General features: G+C 42.3%; 18 protein-coding genes. 10 read left to right on the top strand and 8 right to left on the bottom strand.

The features are described 5' to 3' along the window. Positions 1–382: 382 nt before the first annotated feature. The gene (locus ACFQWC_RS11575) at positions 383–1,240 is read right to left on the bottom strand and encodes a GyrI-like domain-containing protein (protein WP_377107414.1); all 858 of its coding nucleotides are present in this window, start codon (positions 1,238–1,240) and stop codon (positions 383–385) included. Between the two features lie 381 nt (positions 1,241–1,621). Between ACFQWC_RS11575 and ACFQWC_RS11580 the strand changes: the two genes are divergently transcribed. After that, on the top strand, positions 1,622–2,047 hold the full coding sequence (locus ACFQWC_RS11580; RefSeq protein ID WP_341357659.1) for an SRPBCC family protein: 426 nt from the start codon (positions 1,622–1,624) through the stop codon (positions 2,045–2,047). After that, positions 2,048–2,404: an ArsR/SmtB family transcription factor gene (locus ACFQWC_RS11585; RefSeq protein WP_299744716.1), complete on the top strand. Its 357-nt coding sequence runs from the start codon at positions 2,048–2,050 to the stop codon at positions 2,402–2,404. A gap of 54 nt (positions 2,405–2,458) precedes the next feature. On the opposite strand, the gene ACFQWC_RS11590 is transcribed toward ACFQWC_RS11585, so the two are convergent. Both ACFQWC_RS11590 and ACFQWC_RS11595 read right to left on the bottom strand, forming a co-directional pair. Beyond that, the gene (locus ACFQWC_RS11590; protein ID WP_299744713.1) at positions 2,459–2,827 is read right to left on the bottom strand and encodes a permease; all 369 of its coding nucleotides are present in this window, start codon (positions 2,825–2,827) and stop codon (positions 2,459–2,461) included. Then, on the bottom strand, positions 2,827–3,036 hold the full coding sequence (locus ACFQWC_RS11595) for a helix-turn-helix transcriptional regulator (RefSeq protein WP_299744710.1): 210 nt from the start codon (positions 3,034–3,036) through the stop codon (positions 2,827–2,829). The genes ACFQWC_RS11590 and ACFQWC_RS11595 overlap by 1 nt, the downstream gene beginning before the upstream one ends. 139 nt (positions 3,037–3,175) lie before the next feature. On the opposite strand from ACFQWC_RS11595, the gene ACFQWC_RS11600 reads away from it, so the two are divergent. Continuing rightward, positions 3,176–4,153: a DUF4003 family protein gene (locus ACFQWC_RS11600; protein WP_377107417.1), complete on the top strand. Its 978-nt coding sequence runs from the start codon at positions 3,176–3,178 to the stop codon at positions 4,151–4,153. A 1-nt stretch (position 4,154) separates the two neighbouring features. Further along, entirely contained in the window at positions 4,155–4,364 is a 210-nt protein-coding gene (locus ACFQWC_RS11605; protein WP_377107419.1) for a DUF3951 domain-containing protein, read from the top strand. A gap of 43 nt (positions 4,365–4,407) precedes the next feature. Here the strand turns inward: ACFQWC_RS11605 and ACFQWC_RS11610 are convergent, their stop codons facing one another. Next, the gene (locus tag ACFQWC_RS11610; protein WP_377107421.1) at positions 4,408–5,343 is read right to left on the bottom strand and encodes an NADP-dependent oxidoreductase; all 936 of its coding nucleotides are present in this window, start codon (positions 5,341–5,343) and stop codon (positions 4,408–4,410) included. A 163-nt stretch (positions 5,344–5,506) separates the two neighbouring features. Between ACFQWC_RS11610 and ACFQWC_RS11615 the strand changes: the two genes are divergently transcribed. The 4 genes from ACFQWC_RS11615 to ACFQWC_RS11630 all read left to right on the top strand — a co-directional run bounded on the left by ACFQWC_RS11615 (position 5,507) and on the right by ACFQWC_RS11630 (position 11,299). Continuing rightward, positions 5,507–7,108 carry a sigma 54-interacting transcriptional regulator gene (locus ACFQWC_RS11615; protein ID WP_299744698.1) on the top strand — a complete coding sequence of 534 codons (1,602 nt, stop codon included), beginning with the start codon at positions 5,507–5,509 and terminating at the stop codon, positions 7,106–7,108. A gap of 162 nt (positions 7,109–7,270) precedes the next feature. Beyond that, positions 7,271–8,419: an iron-containing alcohol dehydrogenase gene (locus tag ACFQWC_RS11620; protein WP_341357657.1), complete on the top strand. Its 1,149-nt coding sequence runs from the start codon at positions 7,271–7,273 to the stop codon at positions 8,417–8,419. 51 nt (positions 8,420–8,470) lie between these two features. Next, positions 8,471–9,859: a hypothetical protein gene (locus ACFQWC_RS11625; protein WP_299744693.1), complete on the top strand. Its 1,389-nt coding sequence runs from the start codon at positions 8,471–8,473 to the stop codon at positions 9,857–9,859. Between the two features lie 21 nt (positions 9,860–9,880). Next, complete coding sequence (locus tag ACFQWC_RS11630) at positions 9,881–11,299, top strand: NAD-dependent succinate-semialdehyde dehydrogenase (RefSeq protein ID WP_299744690.1); 1,419 nt, start codon at positions 9,881–9,883, stop codon at positions 11,297–11,299. 54 nt (positions 11,300–11,353) lie between these two features. Here the strand turns inward: ACFQWC_RS11630 and ACFQWC_RS11635 are convergent, their stop codons facing one another. Both ACFQWC_RS11635 and ACFQWC_RS11640 read right to left on the bottom strand, forming a co-directional pair. After that, on the bottom strand, positions 11,354–12,151 hold the full coding sequence (locus ACFQWC_RS11635) for a LysM peptidoglycan-binding domain-containing protein (RefSeq protein WP_377107424.1): 798 nt from the start codon (positions 12,149–12,151) through the stop codon (positions 11,354–11,356). Positions 12,152–12,326: 175 nt separating this feature from the next. Next, entirely contained in the window at positions 12,327–12,611 is a 285-nt protein-coding gene (locus tag ACFQWC_RS11640; RefSeq protein ID WP_299744684.1) for a DNA-binding protein, read from the bottom strand. A gap of 303 nt (positions 12,612–12,914) precedes the next feature. On the opposite strand from ACFQWC_RS11640, the gene brnQ reads away from it, so the two are divergent. Next, positions 12,915–14,216, top strand: coding sequence for a branched-chain amino acid transport system II carrier protein (gene brnQ, locus ACFQWC_RS11645; RefSeq protein WP_377107426.1), 1,302 nt, complete (start codon positions 12,915–12,917; stop codon positions 14,214–14,216). Between the two features lie 70 nt (positions 14,217–14,286). Here the strand turns inward: brnQ and ACFQWC_RS11650 are convergent, their stop codons facing one another. Then, positions 14,287–14,751, bottom strand: coding sequence for a GNAT family N-acetyltransferase (locus ACFQWC_RS11650; protein ID WP_299744679.1), 465 nt, complete (start codon positions 14,749–14,751; stop codon positions 14,287–14,289). 125 nt (positions 14,752–14,876) lie between these two features. After that, positions 14,877–15,371, bottom strand: a complete 495-nt coding sequence (locus tag ACFQWC_RS11655; RefSeq protein ID WP_299744676.1) for a lactoylglutathione lyase family protein — start codon at positions 15,369–15,371, stop codon at positions 14,877–14,879. A gap of 131 nt (positions 15,372–15,502) precedes the next feature. Between ACFQWC_RS11655 and ACFQWC_RS11660 the strand changes: the two genes are divergently transcribed. Next, entirely contained in the window at positions 15,503–15,835 is a 333-nt protein-coding gene (locus tag ACFQWC_RS11660) for a winged helix-turn-helix transcriptional regulator (RefSeq protein WP_299744674.1), read from the top strand. Positions 15,836–16,063: the final 228 nt, after the last annotated feature.

Raw genomic sequence — 16,063 nt, forward strand, 5'->3', positions numbered from 1 at the left:
TATATATGATTCTATAGTATTATGCGTGGGGGGACAATATTGAAGGAATGCAGTTATTGGTTGAGAGTAAGCTGGTTTACTTTACTGAGTTAATAATAGTAGGAAGCCAATGTTGAGGGATGAGGAAATATTTCAGTAATGGGCAAATTGAATAGAATCGAACTCGATAATATATGGACGAAAGTCGATAATATATCTCAAGAGTCGATAATAAACACGTTAAAGTCGATAATATAACCCTACTTACCTTCCCCCGCGATTTAAATCATATGATTTTCACTATCAAAATGGACTTTTCATAACTGAATTGATGAGTATCCCAATCAAAAGTCCAGATGAATGACAAAAAAGCCCCCATTCATGAACTGGAGGCCATCTGCCATTACTTCTTCATAATCGGAACCCACACCTCACAACGATAGTTTTCGTCATTTGGATTTCCCGGCGGGTATAATTCAAACTCGGGACCGCCTGCATGTTCATACCCTGTGGAAGGGAACCATTCAGAGAAGATTCGCTTCCAGACGCTTTGGATCGCGTGTGGCATCGGCCCGACTGATTCGAAGACAGCCCATGTGGCAGCGGGAATCTCTTTTACCTCTAATGTATGATTATTATCAGTCTTCTTCCAAGCCCCGATAAAATACGTGAACTCTTCATTTGGATGATCAAACTCCATACAAATCCCGAGCATCTCGTTATTTCCAGCTGCTTCACAAATCTTCCTATCTAAATCAGTCGTGTTCACTTCATTCCAAAATGCAGGAATGTCTTTCAAATTCTCACCGTTACACGTTGAAACTCTTTTACCTTTTCCAATCACTTGAAATGCTTCTTTTTCCTCAATCTTGTAATCCATTTCGACTTCCCCTTTAAGTTGGATTTGGAATGAGATGCGTGGAAATGCTTTTAAGGGAGTGCCTGATTCCCTCACTTGGGATGGGGATACTCCGTGAGCCCTTCGAAAGGCTTTCGAGAAGGATTCTGGTGTCTCATATCCGTACTTAAGAGCAACATCGATGACTTTGGCATTCGTATTAGTCAGTTCCTGAGCCGCTAATGTGAGTCTCCTCTTCCTGATGTAATCGGCTACGGTAAAACCTGTCACAAGTGAAAACAGCCTCTGAAAGTGAAATTTTGAACTGAGTGACAACCGGGCCAATTCATCCGTCTCGATTTCTCCATCAAGATTGTCCTCGATATACTGGATGCAATCATTCATCCTATTAAGCATTTCCATTGCTTATCTCCTCCCTGCTATCTAAATGTACCATTCGGATGGTAAGTCCTCCTGTCATTCTGTGCTATTGTGTGACCGGTACTTTGCCACAAAATGATTTGCCTGTTAAATTTCCTGCAAATTTCAACAGGTGAATATCGTCGTTTATTTGCCTGTTAAATGCACCACCTAAATCAACGGATGAAAATCAAATAAAATTCACCTATTACACCAATACTACCAATCAAAGACGTAATCAATTACGCCAAGAACTCTACTTCTACAATCTCCCACCTTTCTCCTTCTTTCATCACACCACCATTGACACGAAACCAAAAGGTGTTATATTATAAATACAAAACCAATTGGTGTTATTTCAACCAAAGAAAGCAGGCGACATTCATGAAATCAAATCAATTAGAAGATATTAAACAAACCGTTTTATTCAACGCTCCCATCCAAAAAGTATGGGACACGGTTTCCACATCAGACAGTATTTCCTCTTGGTTCATGCCCAATGATTTCAAACCGGAAGTCGGTCACGAATTTCATATTCAATCCCCTTTTGGACCTTCTCCTTGTAAGGTATTGGAGCTAGATCCCCCTTACAAGTTGTCCTTCTCATGGGATACAGATGGGTGGGTGGTTACTTTTCTCTTAAAAGAGGTAGGAGATCAAACAGAATTTACGCTTATCCATGGCGGCTGGAAGCATGATGATGCGGTTGTATCCAAAGCGCATGAAAAAAGCTCTGTTATTCGTGACAGAATGGCCAACGGCTGGGTCGGCATTGTGGATCAGAGGCTTAGGAAGGTTGTGGAAGGATAAGTGTCTGCAGCTAAACATGATGTATTCCAGGCGATCGCAGACCCGACTCGCAGGGAGGTCCTAAGGTTACTTTCCGAAAAAGAGATGCCCATCTCAGCACTGACCTCTCATTTTCCAATCAGTCGAACAGCCATCGCCAAGCATCTCACCATTCTTTCTGAAGCTGAATTGGTCTATGGTGAAAAAGTGGGCAGGGAAAAAATCTATCGATTACAACCTGAGCCTCTAGCTGAGTTAAAAGACTGGCTCTCATATTACGAGCAGTTCTGGACCAATAAGCTGTCCAAGCTGAAACATATAGTGGAAGAGAGTGACGATGCATCTCCATTGAAAATAGTGGATCAGGAAAAAGATTGATGATGAAAATGATGAGGGACGGACCTTAGGAATCAAGGTAGGTCCCTCTTTACTTTAGTAGATTCTCGCCACAATCACCATGGAGATAAATACGGTCATGATGGTGAGGCTGGTCAGGACATTTAATAGGTTCATTGCTGTTAGGTGGATCACGTCAAACTGCAGAATGGTCATGAAAATGATGTGAAACACCAAGATGGCAAAATACGAATAATAGATCCCCTTTTCCCGGATCATCTTCATCCGCTCATCCTTTTGTTTAAACTGTGGATAGAGATAATACATACAAAAACTTAAAACAGTCAATGACATGGGAGTAAGAGCAAAATATGGAAATTCCTTTGCCGTTATGCCGACAAAGAACAAGAAAGCAGTCTGTATGACCAGAACCCATCCTAAAACCAGGTATGCCTTTGTTTGCACTATTTCTTTCCCCCTTTCTCTTCATAAATAAAAATCTCTTCAATTGACACTTCGAATACATTTGCCAGCTGAAAAGCCAGATTCAAAGAAGGGTCATACTTCCCTTTTTCAATCGAGATGATGGTTTGCCTTGATACCCCTAATTTAGCCGCCAATCTTTCCTGTGAGTATCCAAACGTCTTCCGGTATTCTACTAGTTTATTTTTCAAAGAGGGATACCTCCTTATATTTCCATATCATAGTGTAAAGGAAACTTAACGTCAAGTTTCCTTTACACAGTTTGCATGAAACTTTTTTTCCATACACTCGTATATCTTACTAACTAACAAAATAAGGGATGTGCAATGAATGGAAGATGTAATGAGTAAAGTGAAGAAATACAAGGATATCTATTCACAATTAAAGAAGAAATTGCGCTGGAAGGTATCGGACTCCCGTTCCTTAATGATGGTCGCTTCATTGTACGTAACGAATGAACGCGCATTTGACCTGGACCGTTTTGTAGAAGTCAGTGATTATCTTAAAAATGAAGTCGGTGCATTTTCGACGTTAAAGCATGAAATTCGATTTACTTTTGCGGGGATGCTTGATACACGTTTTGAAACGCCAGAAGTAAAGTTCCATGAATTTCTTGCCTTATATGATTCTTTAGTGGAAGCTGGATTTTCTAGAGGAACGTTCACCTATATAGCTGCCATGACCCTGCTTTCAAATGATGATTACAGTACAGATTTGTCCTATCGTGCAATGAAGGTTTATAAAGAAATGAGAGCCCAGCATTTCTTTTTAACAGGACATAGTGATTATCCCTTCGCTACTCTGCTTGCTCAAAGAGAAGGTGATCAGAGTGAGATGGTCCATACGATTGAAGGCTTCTATACGAAATTGAACGATGCAGGATTCAGAAAAGGGAATGATCTGCAAAGCATGAGTCACATTCTTTCCCTGCACGAGGAAGCGTCTCAAGATGAGCTTGTCAGCCGCTGCATTCATTTGTTTGATACCATGAAGCAAGCAGAAATCAAGACGAAGGCGATGTTCTATCCTCAAATCGCTCTACTATCTTTTGTAAATGCCGACTCTAGCTTAGTGAATCAAGTAAAGGATGTCTGGGAAGAACTTAACTCTGATAAGTACTTCAAGTGGCACAAGGATATCAATTTAATGATGGCCGTGAACCTTTTGATCAGCGATAAGATTACGAACTCTACAGTGATGCAGGCGAGTTTATCGACTGCCATTGAAACACTCATACAAGCGCAGCAAGCAACGATGATTGCAACCATTTCGGCTGTATCCGTGACAACCGCTGGCGGAGATTCCTGATATGGATCCGATCAATCTTTTGGTTGTAGGTTTCCCAACTGCCTTAACCATATTGGTGCTGATCGGCTTATATAAGGTGTTTGTAAAAAAGAAAAGCGTTACCCTCTTTTACACACCGTTTGATCAAGTGACTGGACAGACGGGAGTGGAATTTCACGAGGAGCAGGAAACAATCGTGGAGGATGAAGATGATGGTGAGGGGAAGAAGTAGCAAAGAGGGACGGATCTTCCATCAAGGTCCGTCCCTCCCATTTTCATTTCACTTTAATCACGATTTTCCCTTGAGCGTGATGTGTTTCGCTTAATGCGTGGGCGTCCTTTAATCCTTGCTCACTCAGCTCAAATGTCTCTCCGATTACAGGCTTCAATTGACCGGACTCGTACAGGTCGGCAAGCTTGGCCAGTTGCTCTCCCTTAGGATCGAGCCACAAGAATTCGGCTTTCACACCGTACTTTGCCGCTTCTTCCTCAGATGGAGGCTGTGCAATGGATACGAGCTTTCCGTTTTTCTTAAGCACCTTATAGCTGTTTGATTGGACTTCCCCACCCATGGAATCCAGTACTAAGTCAAACTCTTGCAGCACCTCACTGAAATCTTCTTCTTTATAATTGATGAACTGATCAGCACCCAATGATTTGACGAACTCTTCATTTTTGCTACTTGCCGTAGTCGCGACGTGTGCTCCGAAGCTTTTCGCAATCTGAATCGCGAAATTACCTACTCCACCGGATCCCGCATGGATGAGCACCTTATCCCCTTCTTTGATTTGTCCAAAATCTACTAAGCATTGCCAAGCCGTTAATCCGGCAAGGGGAATGGCAGCAGCCTCTTCAAAGCTCATGCTGTCAGGCATTTGGGCGAGGAGTTTATCATCTACTGCCACATACTCAGCATATGTACCCAGCCTTGTCGTTGCCGGTCTGGCGAATACTCTGTCACCGACTTCAAACCCCTTCACATTCTTGCCTTTTTCTGCAATCACACCTGCTGCATCCCATCCAAGGATGATTGGAAATTCAAAGTCGAGCATGTCTTTCAAGTATCCTGCCCGTACCTTCCAATCAATTGGATTAATGGATGTTGCATGATTTTCCAATAAGATTTGATTGTCTCCGATTCTTGGTTGGTCGAGTTCTTTTTCTTGTAATACGTCTTTGTCTCCGTATTGATCAATGATGATGGCTTTCATATGCATACCTCCCTGAAATCTTCATATGGTTTATGTTCCCTCAGAGAGATACGATTTAAACACCCTTTCTAGTCAGGCTCATGGGAAGTGAAGGTCCGTCCCTCATCACTTTAGTGTAGAATAGAGTTAACGAAGTAGCATGTTGAATGGGAGAGGATTTTGTATGAAGCTGCTAGTTTCAGATGAGGTGGATCGTGCGATTGAATTATTTTCAGAATCTGGGGTGGATGCTCTGGAGGTTGTGAATCATGAGAATGAGATTGTCGGAATTCTTACGCTTGATGATATGAATACGATTTTTCATGATGGTCATCTCGGGGAATCGATTGGTGAAATTCTCAAGAAAATAATGTTCCATCATTCTCCTCCAAAGATAAGGTTGAAAAAAAATCAATATAGTGAGCTACTTGAAAGTCCTGTTTTCAATGATATAATCAATTCCCTTTATGATGGGGTCTTCATTACAGATGGACATGGTATTACGGTCAAGGTAAACAAATCCTATGAAAGAATAGCGGACCTCAAATCCGAGCAACTTATCGGTTATCATATGGAAGAGCTCATTAAGGCTGGATATATATCCAAGTCTGCCTCCATCCAGGTCTTGAAAGAAAAAAGACCGATTACATTGATGCAGTCCATTCACAATGGAAGAAAAATCATCGTGTCCGGTACACCGATTTTCAATGATGACGATGAAATCTTATACGTTGTAAACAGTGTTCGTGATATCACCGAACTGTTAAAATTAAAACTGCAAATTGATGAGCTGCAAGAACTAAAGAACCTCCGCCAAAGTTCGAATGCTACGTTTTCTAATGAAGCAGAGAAGTCATCCATCTATTCCAGTGAAAGGATGAAGAAGGTTTTCACCACCATTAATCGAGTAGCCAAAACGGATGTAAAAGTCCTCTTGCAGGGGGAAACCGGTGTTGGGAAAACGATGATTGCAAAATACATACACGAGCATTCGAATCGTTCGACCAGCAGTTTTCTAGAGCTTAACTGCGGAGCCTTCCCTCCAAGTTTAATAGAGGCAGAATTATTCGGGTATGAATCAGGTGCTTTCACCGGTGCTTTATCTAAAGGAAAAAAAGGATTGCTGGAAGTGGCGGATAATGGCACGTTATTCCTTGATGAAATCGGTGATCTTCCTTTGGAGCTTCAAGTAAAACTATTAAAGGTCATTGAAGATCAAGCATTCATTCCCATTGGTTCTTCAAAACTCAAACAAATTAATGTTCGAATCATCGCTGCTTCTCATAAAAACATTAAGAACTTAGTGGAAATAGGGGAATTTCGCGAAGACTTATATTACCGTTTAAACGTCGTTCCAGTTCAAATCCCTTCCCTGCGTCAGCGTCGCGAAGAAATCATTCCCCTTTCTCAACACTTTTTACAAAGCTTCAATGATGAATATGGATCAAGCAAAGTGATGAGCATTGAGGCATTGGATTGTTTACATGAATACGATTGGCCTGGTAATATTCGAGAATTAAAAAATTTGATTGAGCGCTTAGTCGTTATCACTCCTTTAGAAACAATCGGACGTGAAGATCTCCCACCTGAATTAAGTGAATCCATCAAGAAACCAGACGCATTTTATGAAGGAGAAATTCTTCCTTTAAAAGAGGCCGTGGATCGAGTAGAGAAACAATTGATCACTAATGCAATACGAAAATATAAAACAACGAGAAAAGCAGCAGAAGTCCTCGAAGTCAGTCAATCCACGATCGTCCAAAAAATGAAAAAATGGGAGCTTTGATTACTTTTAGAATCAAGGCTCTCTTTTTTGATTATTTTTATAATCGGATTTGACTATTTTTCGACAGCCTTACAAACCTCCATCCTTCTGTTCATACTTTTCAGAAAGTTGGCACAGAACTTGCATTACTGTTTATAGAAGAATCGAAAGGAGATACTTTTCATGACAATCTCAACTTTTAAAATTGCTAACAAATTGGTGACAGGAAAAGGAGCAACAGAAGTTTTACCGGATGAAATCAAGCGCCTCCAAATTCAAAACCCACTAATCGTCACAGATGAAGTCCTCCAAAAAGTCGGGGTGGTTGATCAAATCACCCCATTTTTGAAAGGGCTTACTTACGGAATATTCACAGGCGTTAAACCTGACCCTGAGCTCTCTATTGTGGAAGATTGCACGAAAGTTTTTATAGAAGGGAATCATGATGGCTTGATTGCTATCGGGGGCGGAAGTGCGATCGATATCGCAAAAAGTGTTTCTGTTTACGCAGGTTTTGATGGCAGCCTGTCAGAACTGATCGGTACAGACCTTGTTCCACAAAAAGGCGCACCTATCATCACTCTACCGACCACTGCCGGAACAGGTTCAGAAGTAACGAATATATCGATCCTTTCTGACACAGAAGCTCAGCTCAAAAAAGGAATCGTGAGTGACTACTTGCTTCCTGATGTGGCGATTGTAGCACCGGAAATGACGCTGACCATGCCGCCTTCAGTCACTGCAGCAAGCGGAGTGGACGCATTGGTTCATGCCATTGAAGCATATATCTCGGTTCACGCTTCACCCATAACAGATGCCTTGGCCATTTATGCGATACGAATGATTTCGGAGAATCTGCCAAAAGCGTACGCCAATCCTAACCATTTGGAAGCCCGTGAAAAAATGGCGACTGCAAGCTTAATGGCCGGTATGGCTTTTGGTAATGCCGGCGTCGGTGCCGTTCACGCACTCGCCTATCCTTTAGGCGGCCGCTATCATATTCCTCATGGGGTCAGTAATGCTCTCCTGCTTCCATATGTCATGGAATGGAATAAAATTGCCTGTATGGAGCGCTTCCGGGACATTGCCGCAGCACTGGGCGAAAACGTACGCTCCTTATCGGACGCAGAAGCAGCAGATAAAGCCGTGATTTCCATGAAGCGATTATGCACCGCAGTCAATATTCCGACTGGATTACGTTCCTTTGACATTCCGGAAACGGCACTTTCTGACATGGCTGAAGATGCAAGCAAGATTGAAAGACTATTAAACAATAACCCACGTCAATTAAACAAAAGTGAAATTGAACAAATCTATCAATCTGCCTATTAATAAAAAGGATTTCAGTTCATTGTTATCAAATTAAGAAAAGGGGTATATAGGATGTGGAGAAATCGAAAAGATGGTGAGGAATCACCATATATTCCAATGGGACCTTTTAAATTAAGACTCCCGTTTATTCACTACAAATTTGAATGGCCGGATTATGTCCAAGGTTTGCTAATGTGTGCTGTTGATTTAGCTGCGATTCCATTAATGATTGAACTTCTAGGCATGCCTTTTGAAGTTGCATTAGCCGTTGTACTGTTGAATGGAATTCTTTATTTAACTCATCACTTACTCGGCGACCCCGTCGTTCCCGGATGGATCACTCCAGCGATTCCATTAATCATGGCTTATGTATCAGCATTTCCAGAAGGATCGGAACGTGTGCACGCACTGGTCGCCTTCCAGCTTACACTCGGCTTACTTTCCATCCTGTTAGGGGTGACAGGATTAGCGAAAAAAGTCGTTACATTCGTTCCCCCGGCGATTAAATCGGGGGTAATCTTAGGAGCAGGATTTGCAGCAATCATTTCTGTCTTCCAGGTTGGCGGGCGTTTCGAAAGCTTTCCATGGACCATTTCCATCGCAGTAGGGATTGCCTTTTATATTATATTCTCTCAACATTTCAATCAACTGAAAGCCAAAAGTGCACTATGGGGACTTATTGGAAAACTGGGAATCTTTCCGATTATTATTCTCGCTGTCATCATCGCACCTCTCTTTGGAGAAGCACCGTGGCCAACGATTGAGTGGGGGCTCATTAATCCTGACTTCGGTACACTTTGGAGTGAATACACCATCTTTGGGCTCGGTTTCCCTCCGGCAATGTTATTTGTAACAGCCTTGCCTACTGTATTAGCCGCTTATATCGTCTTATTCGGAGACGTTTTACAAAGTAAGGCGCTAATTGATGAAGCGGACGATGTGCGCCGTGATGAAAAGATCGATTACAATCCGAATCGTGCCCATATGGTCTTCGGTGGACGCAACACCATTATGAGTATACTTGGTCCTGATGTCACAATGGCAGGTCCACTATGGGCAGCCATGCAGGTTGTCGTAATTGAACGGTTTAAAGAAGGTAAAAAAGCAATGCATTCAATATTTGGGGGTTCTGGGTCCTTCAGATGGGGTACAAATACTGGACTCTTACTTCTCCCTATTGTAAGTTTAGTACAACCAATTCTAGGCATCGCCCTCGCCTTAACTTTGCTGATCCAAGGTTATGTAAGCGTTCGCGTAGGGATATTGGAATCCCGAAGTCACCGTGACCTTGGCATTGCCGGAGTTATAGGGGCAGTACTCGCCACCAAAGGTGCTACTTGGGCATTCGCAGTTGGAATTTTATTATGCTTATTGATTTACGGTAAAAAATTCTTCATCGGTGAAAACGACGAAATTTTCACAAAAGATCTGGAAAATAAGGATGCCAAGAAAATCTCATAAAACATTAAAAGGAGGAACACTATGCAACACTACAATATGATCATCAACGGAGAACAATTAGGATCGGATCTTTCTAAACGGGATGTGACCAACCCCGCCACTTCAGAAGTGATTGCAACGATCCCTGATGGAGGCAAAAAAGAAGCAGCCAGCGCTGTTGACGCGGCTTATGATGCATTCAAGGAGTGGTCCCAATACTCTGCATACGAACGAAGTGAACTTATTCGAAAATGGTATGATTTAATTGATGAGAATAAAGAGGACCTTGCCCGGACCATGACCATGGAGCAAGGGAAACCACTAAAAGAAGCACTCGGTGAAATCCAATATGCCAACGGCTTCATCTCCTGGTATGCAGAAGAAGGAAAGCGTGTATATGGCGAACAAATTCCGGCGACTCAGCGAAACAAGCGATTATTTGTCCATAAGCAACCTGTTGGGGTGGTAGCCGTCATCACACCATGGAACTTCCCTGCCGCGATGATCACACGTAAGGTTGCACCGGCACTAGCCACGGGCTGTACGGTCGTGATAAAACCGGCAAACCAAACCCCTTTGACTGCTCTGAAAATGGCGGCACTGGCAGAAGAAGCCGGTATTCCTAAAGGAGTCATCAACGTGGTGACAGGTGATTCGAAATCCATTGGGGAGGCGTGGATGGAAGACACACGTGTACGAAAACTGACATTCACGGGATCAACGGAAGTCGGGAAGGTACTGATGAAAGGATCGGCTGACACCGTCAAAAAAATATCGTTGGAACTCGGAGGTCATGCACCTGTGATCGTGATGGCCGACTCTGATTTAGAAAAAGCCGTCGATGGGGTCATCGCCTCCAAATTCAGAAATGCCGGTCAAACCTGCGTCTGCTCCAACCGTGTCTATGTTCATGAATCCGTCGTAGATTCGTTCACGGAAAAACTCGTGGAAAAAGTAAAGGATTTGAAAGTTGGGAACGGTCTCGAAGATGGTGTCGATATCGGACCTTTAATTGATGAAAATGCGATCGAGAAAGTCCAGAAACACGTGGAAGACGCTGTAAACAAAGGCGCTTCCATTGCTTATGGAGGCAAAGGAAAAAGCGGGTTATATTTTGAACCCACTGTTCTTACTAACGTAACTGATGACATGCTTTGCATGAAAGACGAAACATTCGGTCCAGTCGCTCCCATCACTACGTTTAAATCGGAAGAAGAAGCGATCGGGCGGGCAAATGATTCCATCTATGGACTTGCTGCGTATGTATTCACAGAGAATATTACGAAGGGTATTCGAATCAGTGAGCAATTAGAGTATGGAATTGTAGGGCTGAATGATGGATTACCTTCCACTCCACAGGCTCCATTTGGCGGATTCAAGCAAAGTGGCCTTGGACGTGAGGGCGGACATCATGGCATTGAAGAGTATCTCGAAATTAAGTATATTTCGGTCGGGTTATAGGAGAAAGAAGGTCGTGTGCCCACGACCTTCTTTTATTTGAACTTCCTTTCATCACTAGAAGTTCACTTTTATTCTCACGAGATCCTGAATGCTCCCATCTTTTGCACTTCGGCTGTATACCCAGAGTTCACCGGAGCTCGCAGTCGGTGGACGGTCAAAAGGAATGGCCGTACTGAAAAAACCATATTCCGGGGCTCCTTCATTTGTCATGGCGAATCGCTCATTCGTCACGATCACACCGTTATTGTCTCTTAACTGGTAGTTTACGACCGCTTCAAAAACCCTTGCATATCCCTCAACTCTTTGGCCGCTGCTTATCAATGAACTTGGAAGTGGTTTTGTCACGAAGATATTCCTTGAAGTAGGGATAGGAATGATCAAGTGGTAATCGGGCCAGATGACATCCCGTTGGAAACCTGGTCTACCTGCATTTGCTTCTTCAATAGCTGAAACGGAGACACCAAACCTTCTGGAAATAGCAAATAAAGTATCCCCACTTACAATCCTGTAAGCCAGGGCAGGGATCATTAACGGCTGGCCAACATAAATAAAGTCAGGATCATCGATATTGTTCACTCCCGCGATAAGGTCCACGAAACTATTATAGGCATTTGCAATTCCTGTAAGCGTATCTCCACTCGCAACGATATACCTCATAATCGGAGAATTGGTTGAAGTCGGAATAACCAACACATCGCCTGGAAAAATCAAGCCTCGATCTGTAACAGGGGGAAACAAATAATTCGCTCTTTCAATTGCGGCAATGGTACTGCCAAATTGGTTTGCAATCGAATAAAGTGTATCTCCTTGTTTAATAGAATAGATGATCCCTCTTGTTGTAATAATCGGCATCTTAACACCTCCTTTCCATATAAAATATGGTAGAGAGGTGCATAAGTGAACGGCACTTTGACTAGCCATTCTTTTATTTACTAGTTATGGAGATTATTTAAGAGTTGATAGAATTAAGTTCCAAGCCCCACACCGGACGTATTAAGCAGCGTACCGAGGGCCTGGCTGACTAATATTACTTTTTGTATATCTCACCAGATGCCATCCACTCCATGAATCTCTGATAGGGATAATAGGTCGTTCCATTCAACTCAACTTTTGGAGCCTCGGGAAATTTATGTAGCAATTCGGTTACTTCTTCTTTCGTTAGACCTACATGAAGATGCAAATCTTTCTCTTTTATCAACGTGGGATACTCTGAGAAGCTTGCTTTGGGGTTACCAAAGTTCTTTAACCCATCTCCTATAAAATATCCTAAGGCCGCGAGCCCCGCTGCTATCCAGAAAAAACTAATATCCATTTTACAACTCCCCTTTTCTATGAAATCTATACTTTACATACGGGTGAACTTGATAAAAGTTCCAACTTATACAAGTTTTATCCATTGAAATAGTCATACAAGTCTAGAAAAATAGAAATTGATATTATATTAGGAAAATTCATTGACTGCGCTTTCTTCCTGTGCTAGATTGTGTTTATTAATAAAATTCCATGACGAGAAAATATGACTCGTCCCTGGTCAGGGACGGGTTTTTTTATGTGAAATAATCAGAATAATCAATAGAAGCTATCATGGTTTGGGTAGGGATTAGGAGGGGTTTCGTTGAGAAAAAAAGATGTGCTGGTTTCAGGATTTATGCTTTTCTCACTGTTTTTCGGTGCTGGAAATTTAATATTTCCGCCTTATCTAGGAATGGAATCAGGCAGTTACTTTGTTGCAGCTATTGCCGGGTTTATTCTAACGGCGGTGTTTTTACCTTTTTTGACGATCATTTCAGTATCACTTTCTACTAATGGATTATTATCGATTGGCCAACGGGTCCACCCCGTTTTCGGACTTGTGTTTGCCATCGTGATTTATATGTCGATTGGAGCACTTTACGGTATTCCAAGGGCGTCGAATGTTGCGTATGAACTCGGGTTTATGCAAATGATCAGTGTGGAAGGACGTTTACCTTTATTCTTATTCTCACTCGTCTTTTTCGGATTGACCTACTTACTCAGCATCAATCCGAAGAAAGTAATTGATCTTGTCGGTCAGTTTTTGACGCCAGTTTTGCTCATTGTATTAGCAATATTATGTGTACGGGCCTTTATTACCTTTGATTACATGGAAGCTCAAGCGACTGAAAAGTTCCAGTCCGATCCGTTTCTGAAAGGGTTTCTGGAAGGGTACTTCACTATGGATGCTGTAGCGGCCCTTGCTTTTGGGATTGTGATTATCAATGGGTTAAAAGACAAAGGAGCCACTCATAAAAGGGATCTGATACGTGGAACAGTCAGTGCAGGGGTGATTGCAGCAGTCGGCTTAATCATGGTGTATCTCTCACTTGGATGGATCGGACGAGTGGTTCCTCATGACGAGCCACTTCGAAATGGAGCAGAAATATTGGTTCTGGCGTCACAGCAATTATTTGGATACAGTGGCAACGTATTGTTTGGCTTGATTGTGATGATCGCTTGCTTAACGACCTGTATTGGTCTCATTAATGCATGCGGACGTTTTTTCAACGAAATTTTTCCGAAATATTCATATAAGACTTATGTATTGATTTTCATCCTGATTGGTATGATCGTTACAAATCTTGGACTGAATTTGATTTTAAAAGTGGCTACACCGTTACTGGTTTTTATTTATCCTGTAGCTATTGTGCTTGTAGTCCTCTCTCTCTTCCAGCATTTCTTTGGAGAAAGTAAGAGAATGTATGTGTACGGGGTTGGTGTCGCTACATTATTTGCCTTTTACGAAATGCTAATGACACTAAATATTCAAATGGATGGAATTCAAGCGACCCTGGGCTTCCTTCCCCTGAGTGAAAATGGCCTGGGTTGGACATTCCCTACCCTGGTAGCTGTCGTAATTGGATACTTCCTGGACCGAATGCAGAAGAAAATCATCTTTTGAGGGACGGACCTCTAAAAAAAGCAGCAAGAGAACGTGTTCATTCACATTCTCATTGCTGCTTTTTTCTGCTTTATGGTTGTTCACTTGTTCTTTTTTGGTAGACTTTCATAGAATCTCCGCTCAATCCGATTGCTTCCGTGGAATGAGTCCAGCCGTATTTTTCATAATAGTCTTCCAAGTCTGTTGTGAGGTAGAGGTGTTTGTACCCTTTTTCATTGGCCTGTTGCAGAGCATGGGCAAGAAGGTTGGAACCAAGTCCGCGCCCTCTATGTTCCGGGTCTACATACAGGCATGCAAACCATGGATACAGATCTTGGCGGCTGTTGAGATCATTTCTAAGTAAAGCGTAAGTACCGATGATTTTTTCTTCATGTAAAGCGATATAAAATCGGGGCAGATCTTCTTCTGTTCGACAGGAATGAAACATACAATCGTGATAAAACCTATAATTATCTTCACTTCCCCATTGTCCCCAGAACACTTTCACTGCGTCTAAAAACATGGTTGAAACTTTATGTAACTCCATTATCTTCATTTCAGCTTTCCTTTCCTCTCCTAATGAATAGACGTATCTATAATGAATTCTTCATCAGTGAGGGAAAACCTTTTTTCAAAGAGAAAAAAGCACGCTCTACACTGAACGTGCTTTTTTGCATCAAATTAATAAGCCCCATCAGAATAAGTTAATTCATAGCTATGTGAGTAAATCTCAAAAATATTACCGAATGGATCTTCAACATATACCATGCGATAAGGCTTTTCACCGGGATAATATTCACGGATCGGCATCCGCTGTTTACCGCCATGCTGTTTGATTTTTTCTACCATGCCTTCTACATCAGGGTCCTGGATACAGAAATGGAAGAGACCTGTTTTCCAATACTCGAAGTTATTTTCCGGCTTTTCGTTTTGAGGGAACTCAAACAGCTCCACTCCGATTTTATCACCCGTTGCCAGATGGGCAATTCTGAATTTCTCCCAATCATTGCCGAATACATCACGGCACATCTGCCCGATTGCCGTGTCATCATTTTCGACATCAGATGGTTCCATGATGGTGTACCAACCGAATACCTCAGTGTAAAATGTAATGGCCTCTTCGAGATTTGGGACGGATAGTCCAATATGTGAAAACGATCTTGGATATGGTAACATCGTCAATATTCCTCCTCTTTTTGATTCGTTTCATCTAACATGTCCTCATTATACGAAACAGGACTTCTTAATGTAAGAATGCACTTTTTTGTGAGAAACTAACCTTAAGGTAAGAAAGGACTGGATCAGATATGGATACACCCATCGATCAACAAGGGAAACTGAAGTGCTCCATTGAATATACCCTGAAGAAAATCGGAGGCAAATGGAAGACGGTCATTCTGTGGCATCTGGGTACGGACGGGACCCTTCGGTATAATGAATTGCGCAGGTTACTACCTGGCGTGGCCCATAAAGTATTGAGCCAACAATTAAAAGAACTCGAAGAAGATGGCTTCATCAAACGTACCCAATACGATACCATCCCACCCAAAGTCGAATACTCCATGACTGATTTAGGCATGACCCTTATGCCGATCCTCAAGCAGATGCATACATGGGGAAAAGAGCATGGGGAGTTTTAGGAGAGGGACGGACCTTTAATTAGCGAAAGCTTTATTGAATCGGGGTTAAGCTAATTTTCGAGGTCCGTCCCTCAAATGGGATGCCATACTTTTGCAGTCAATGGTCGATTGGTGGCCATTTTGTTTATTTATGTAGGGAATAAGAAGAATCGATATGAGTCAAGTGGCTGCATCATGATACCCGAATACTAATCAGTGCGAGACTTGGTTCAGAAATCTTTGCATCAC

The sequence above is a fragment of the Rossellomorea sp. GCM10028870 genome, from assembly GCF_042666755.1.
Classification (GTDB): domain Bacteria; phylum Bacillota; class Bacilli; order Bacillales; family Bacillaceae_B; genus Rossellomorea.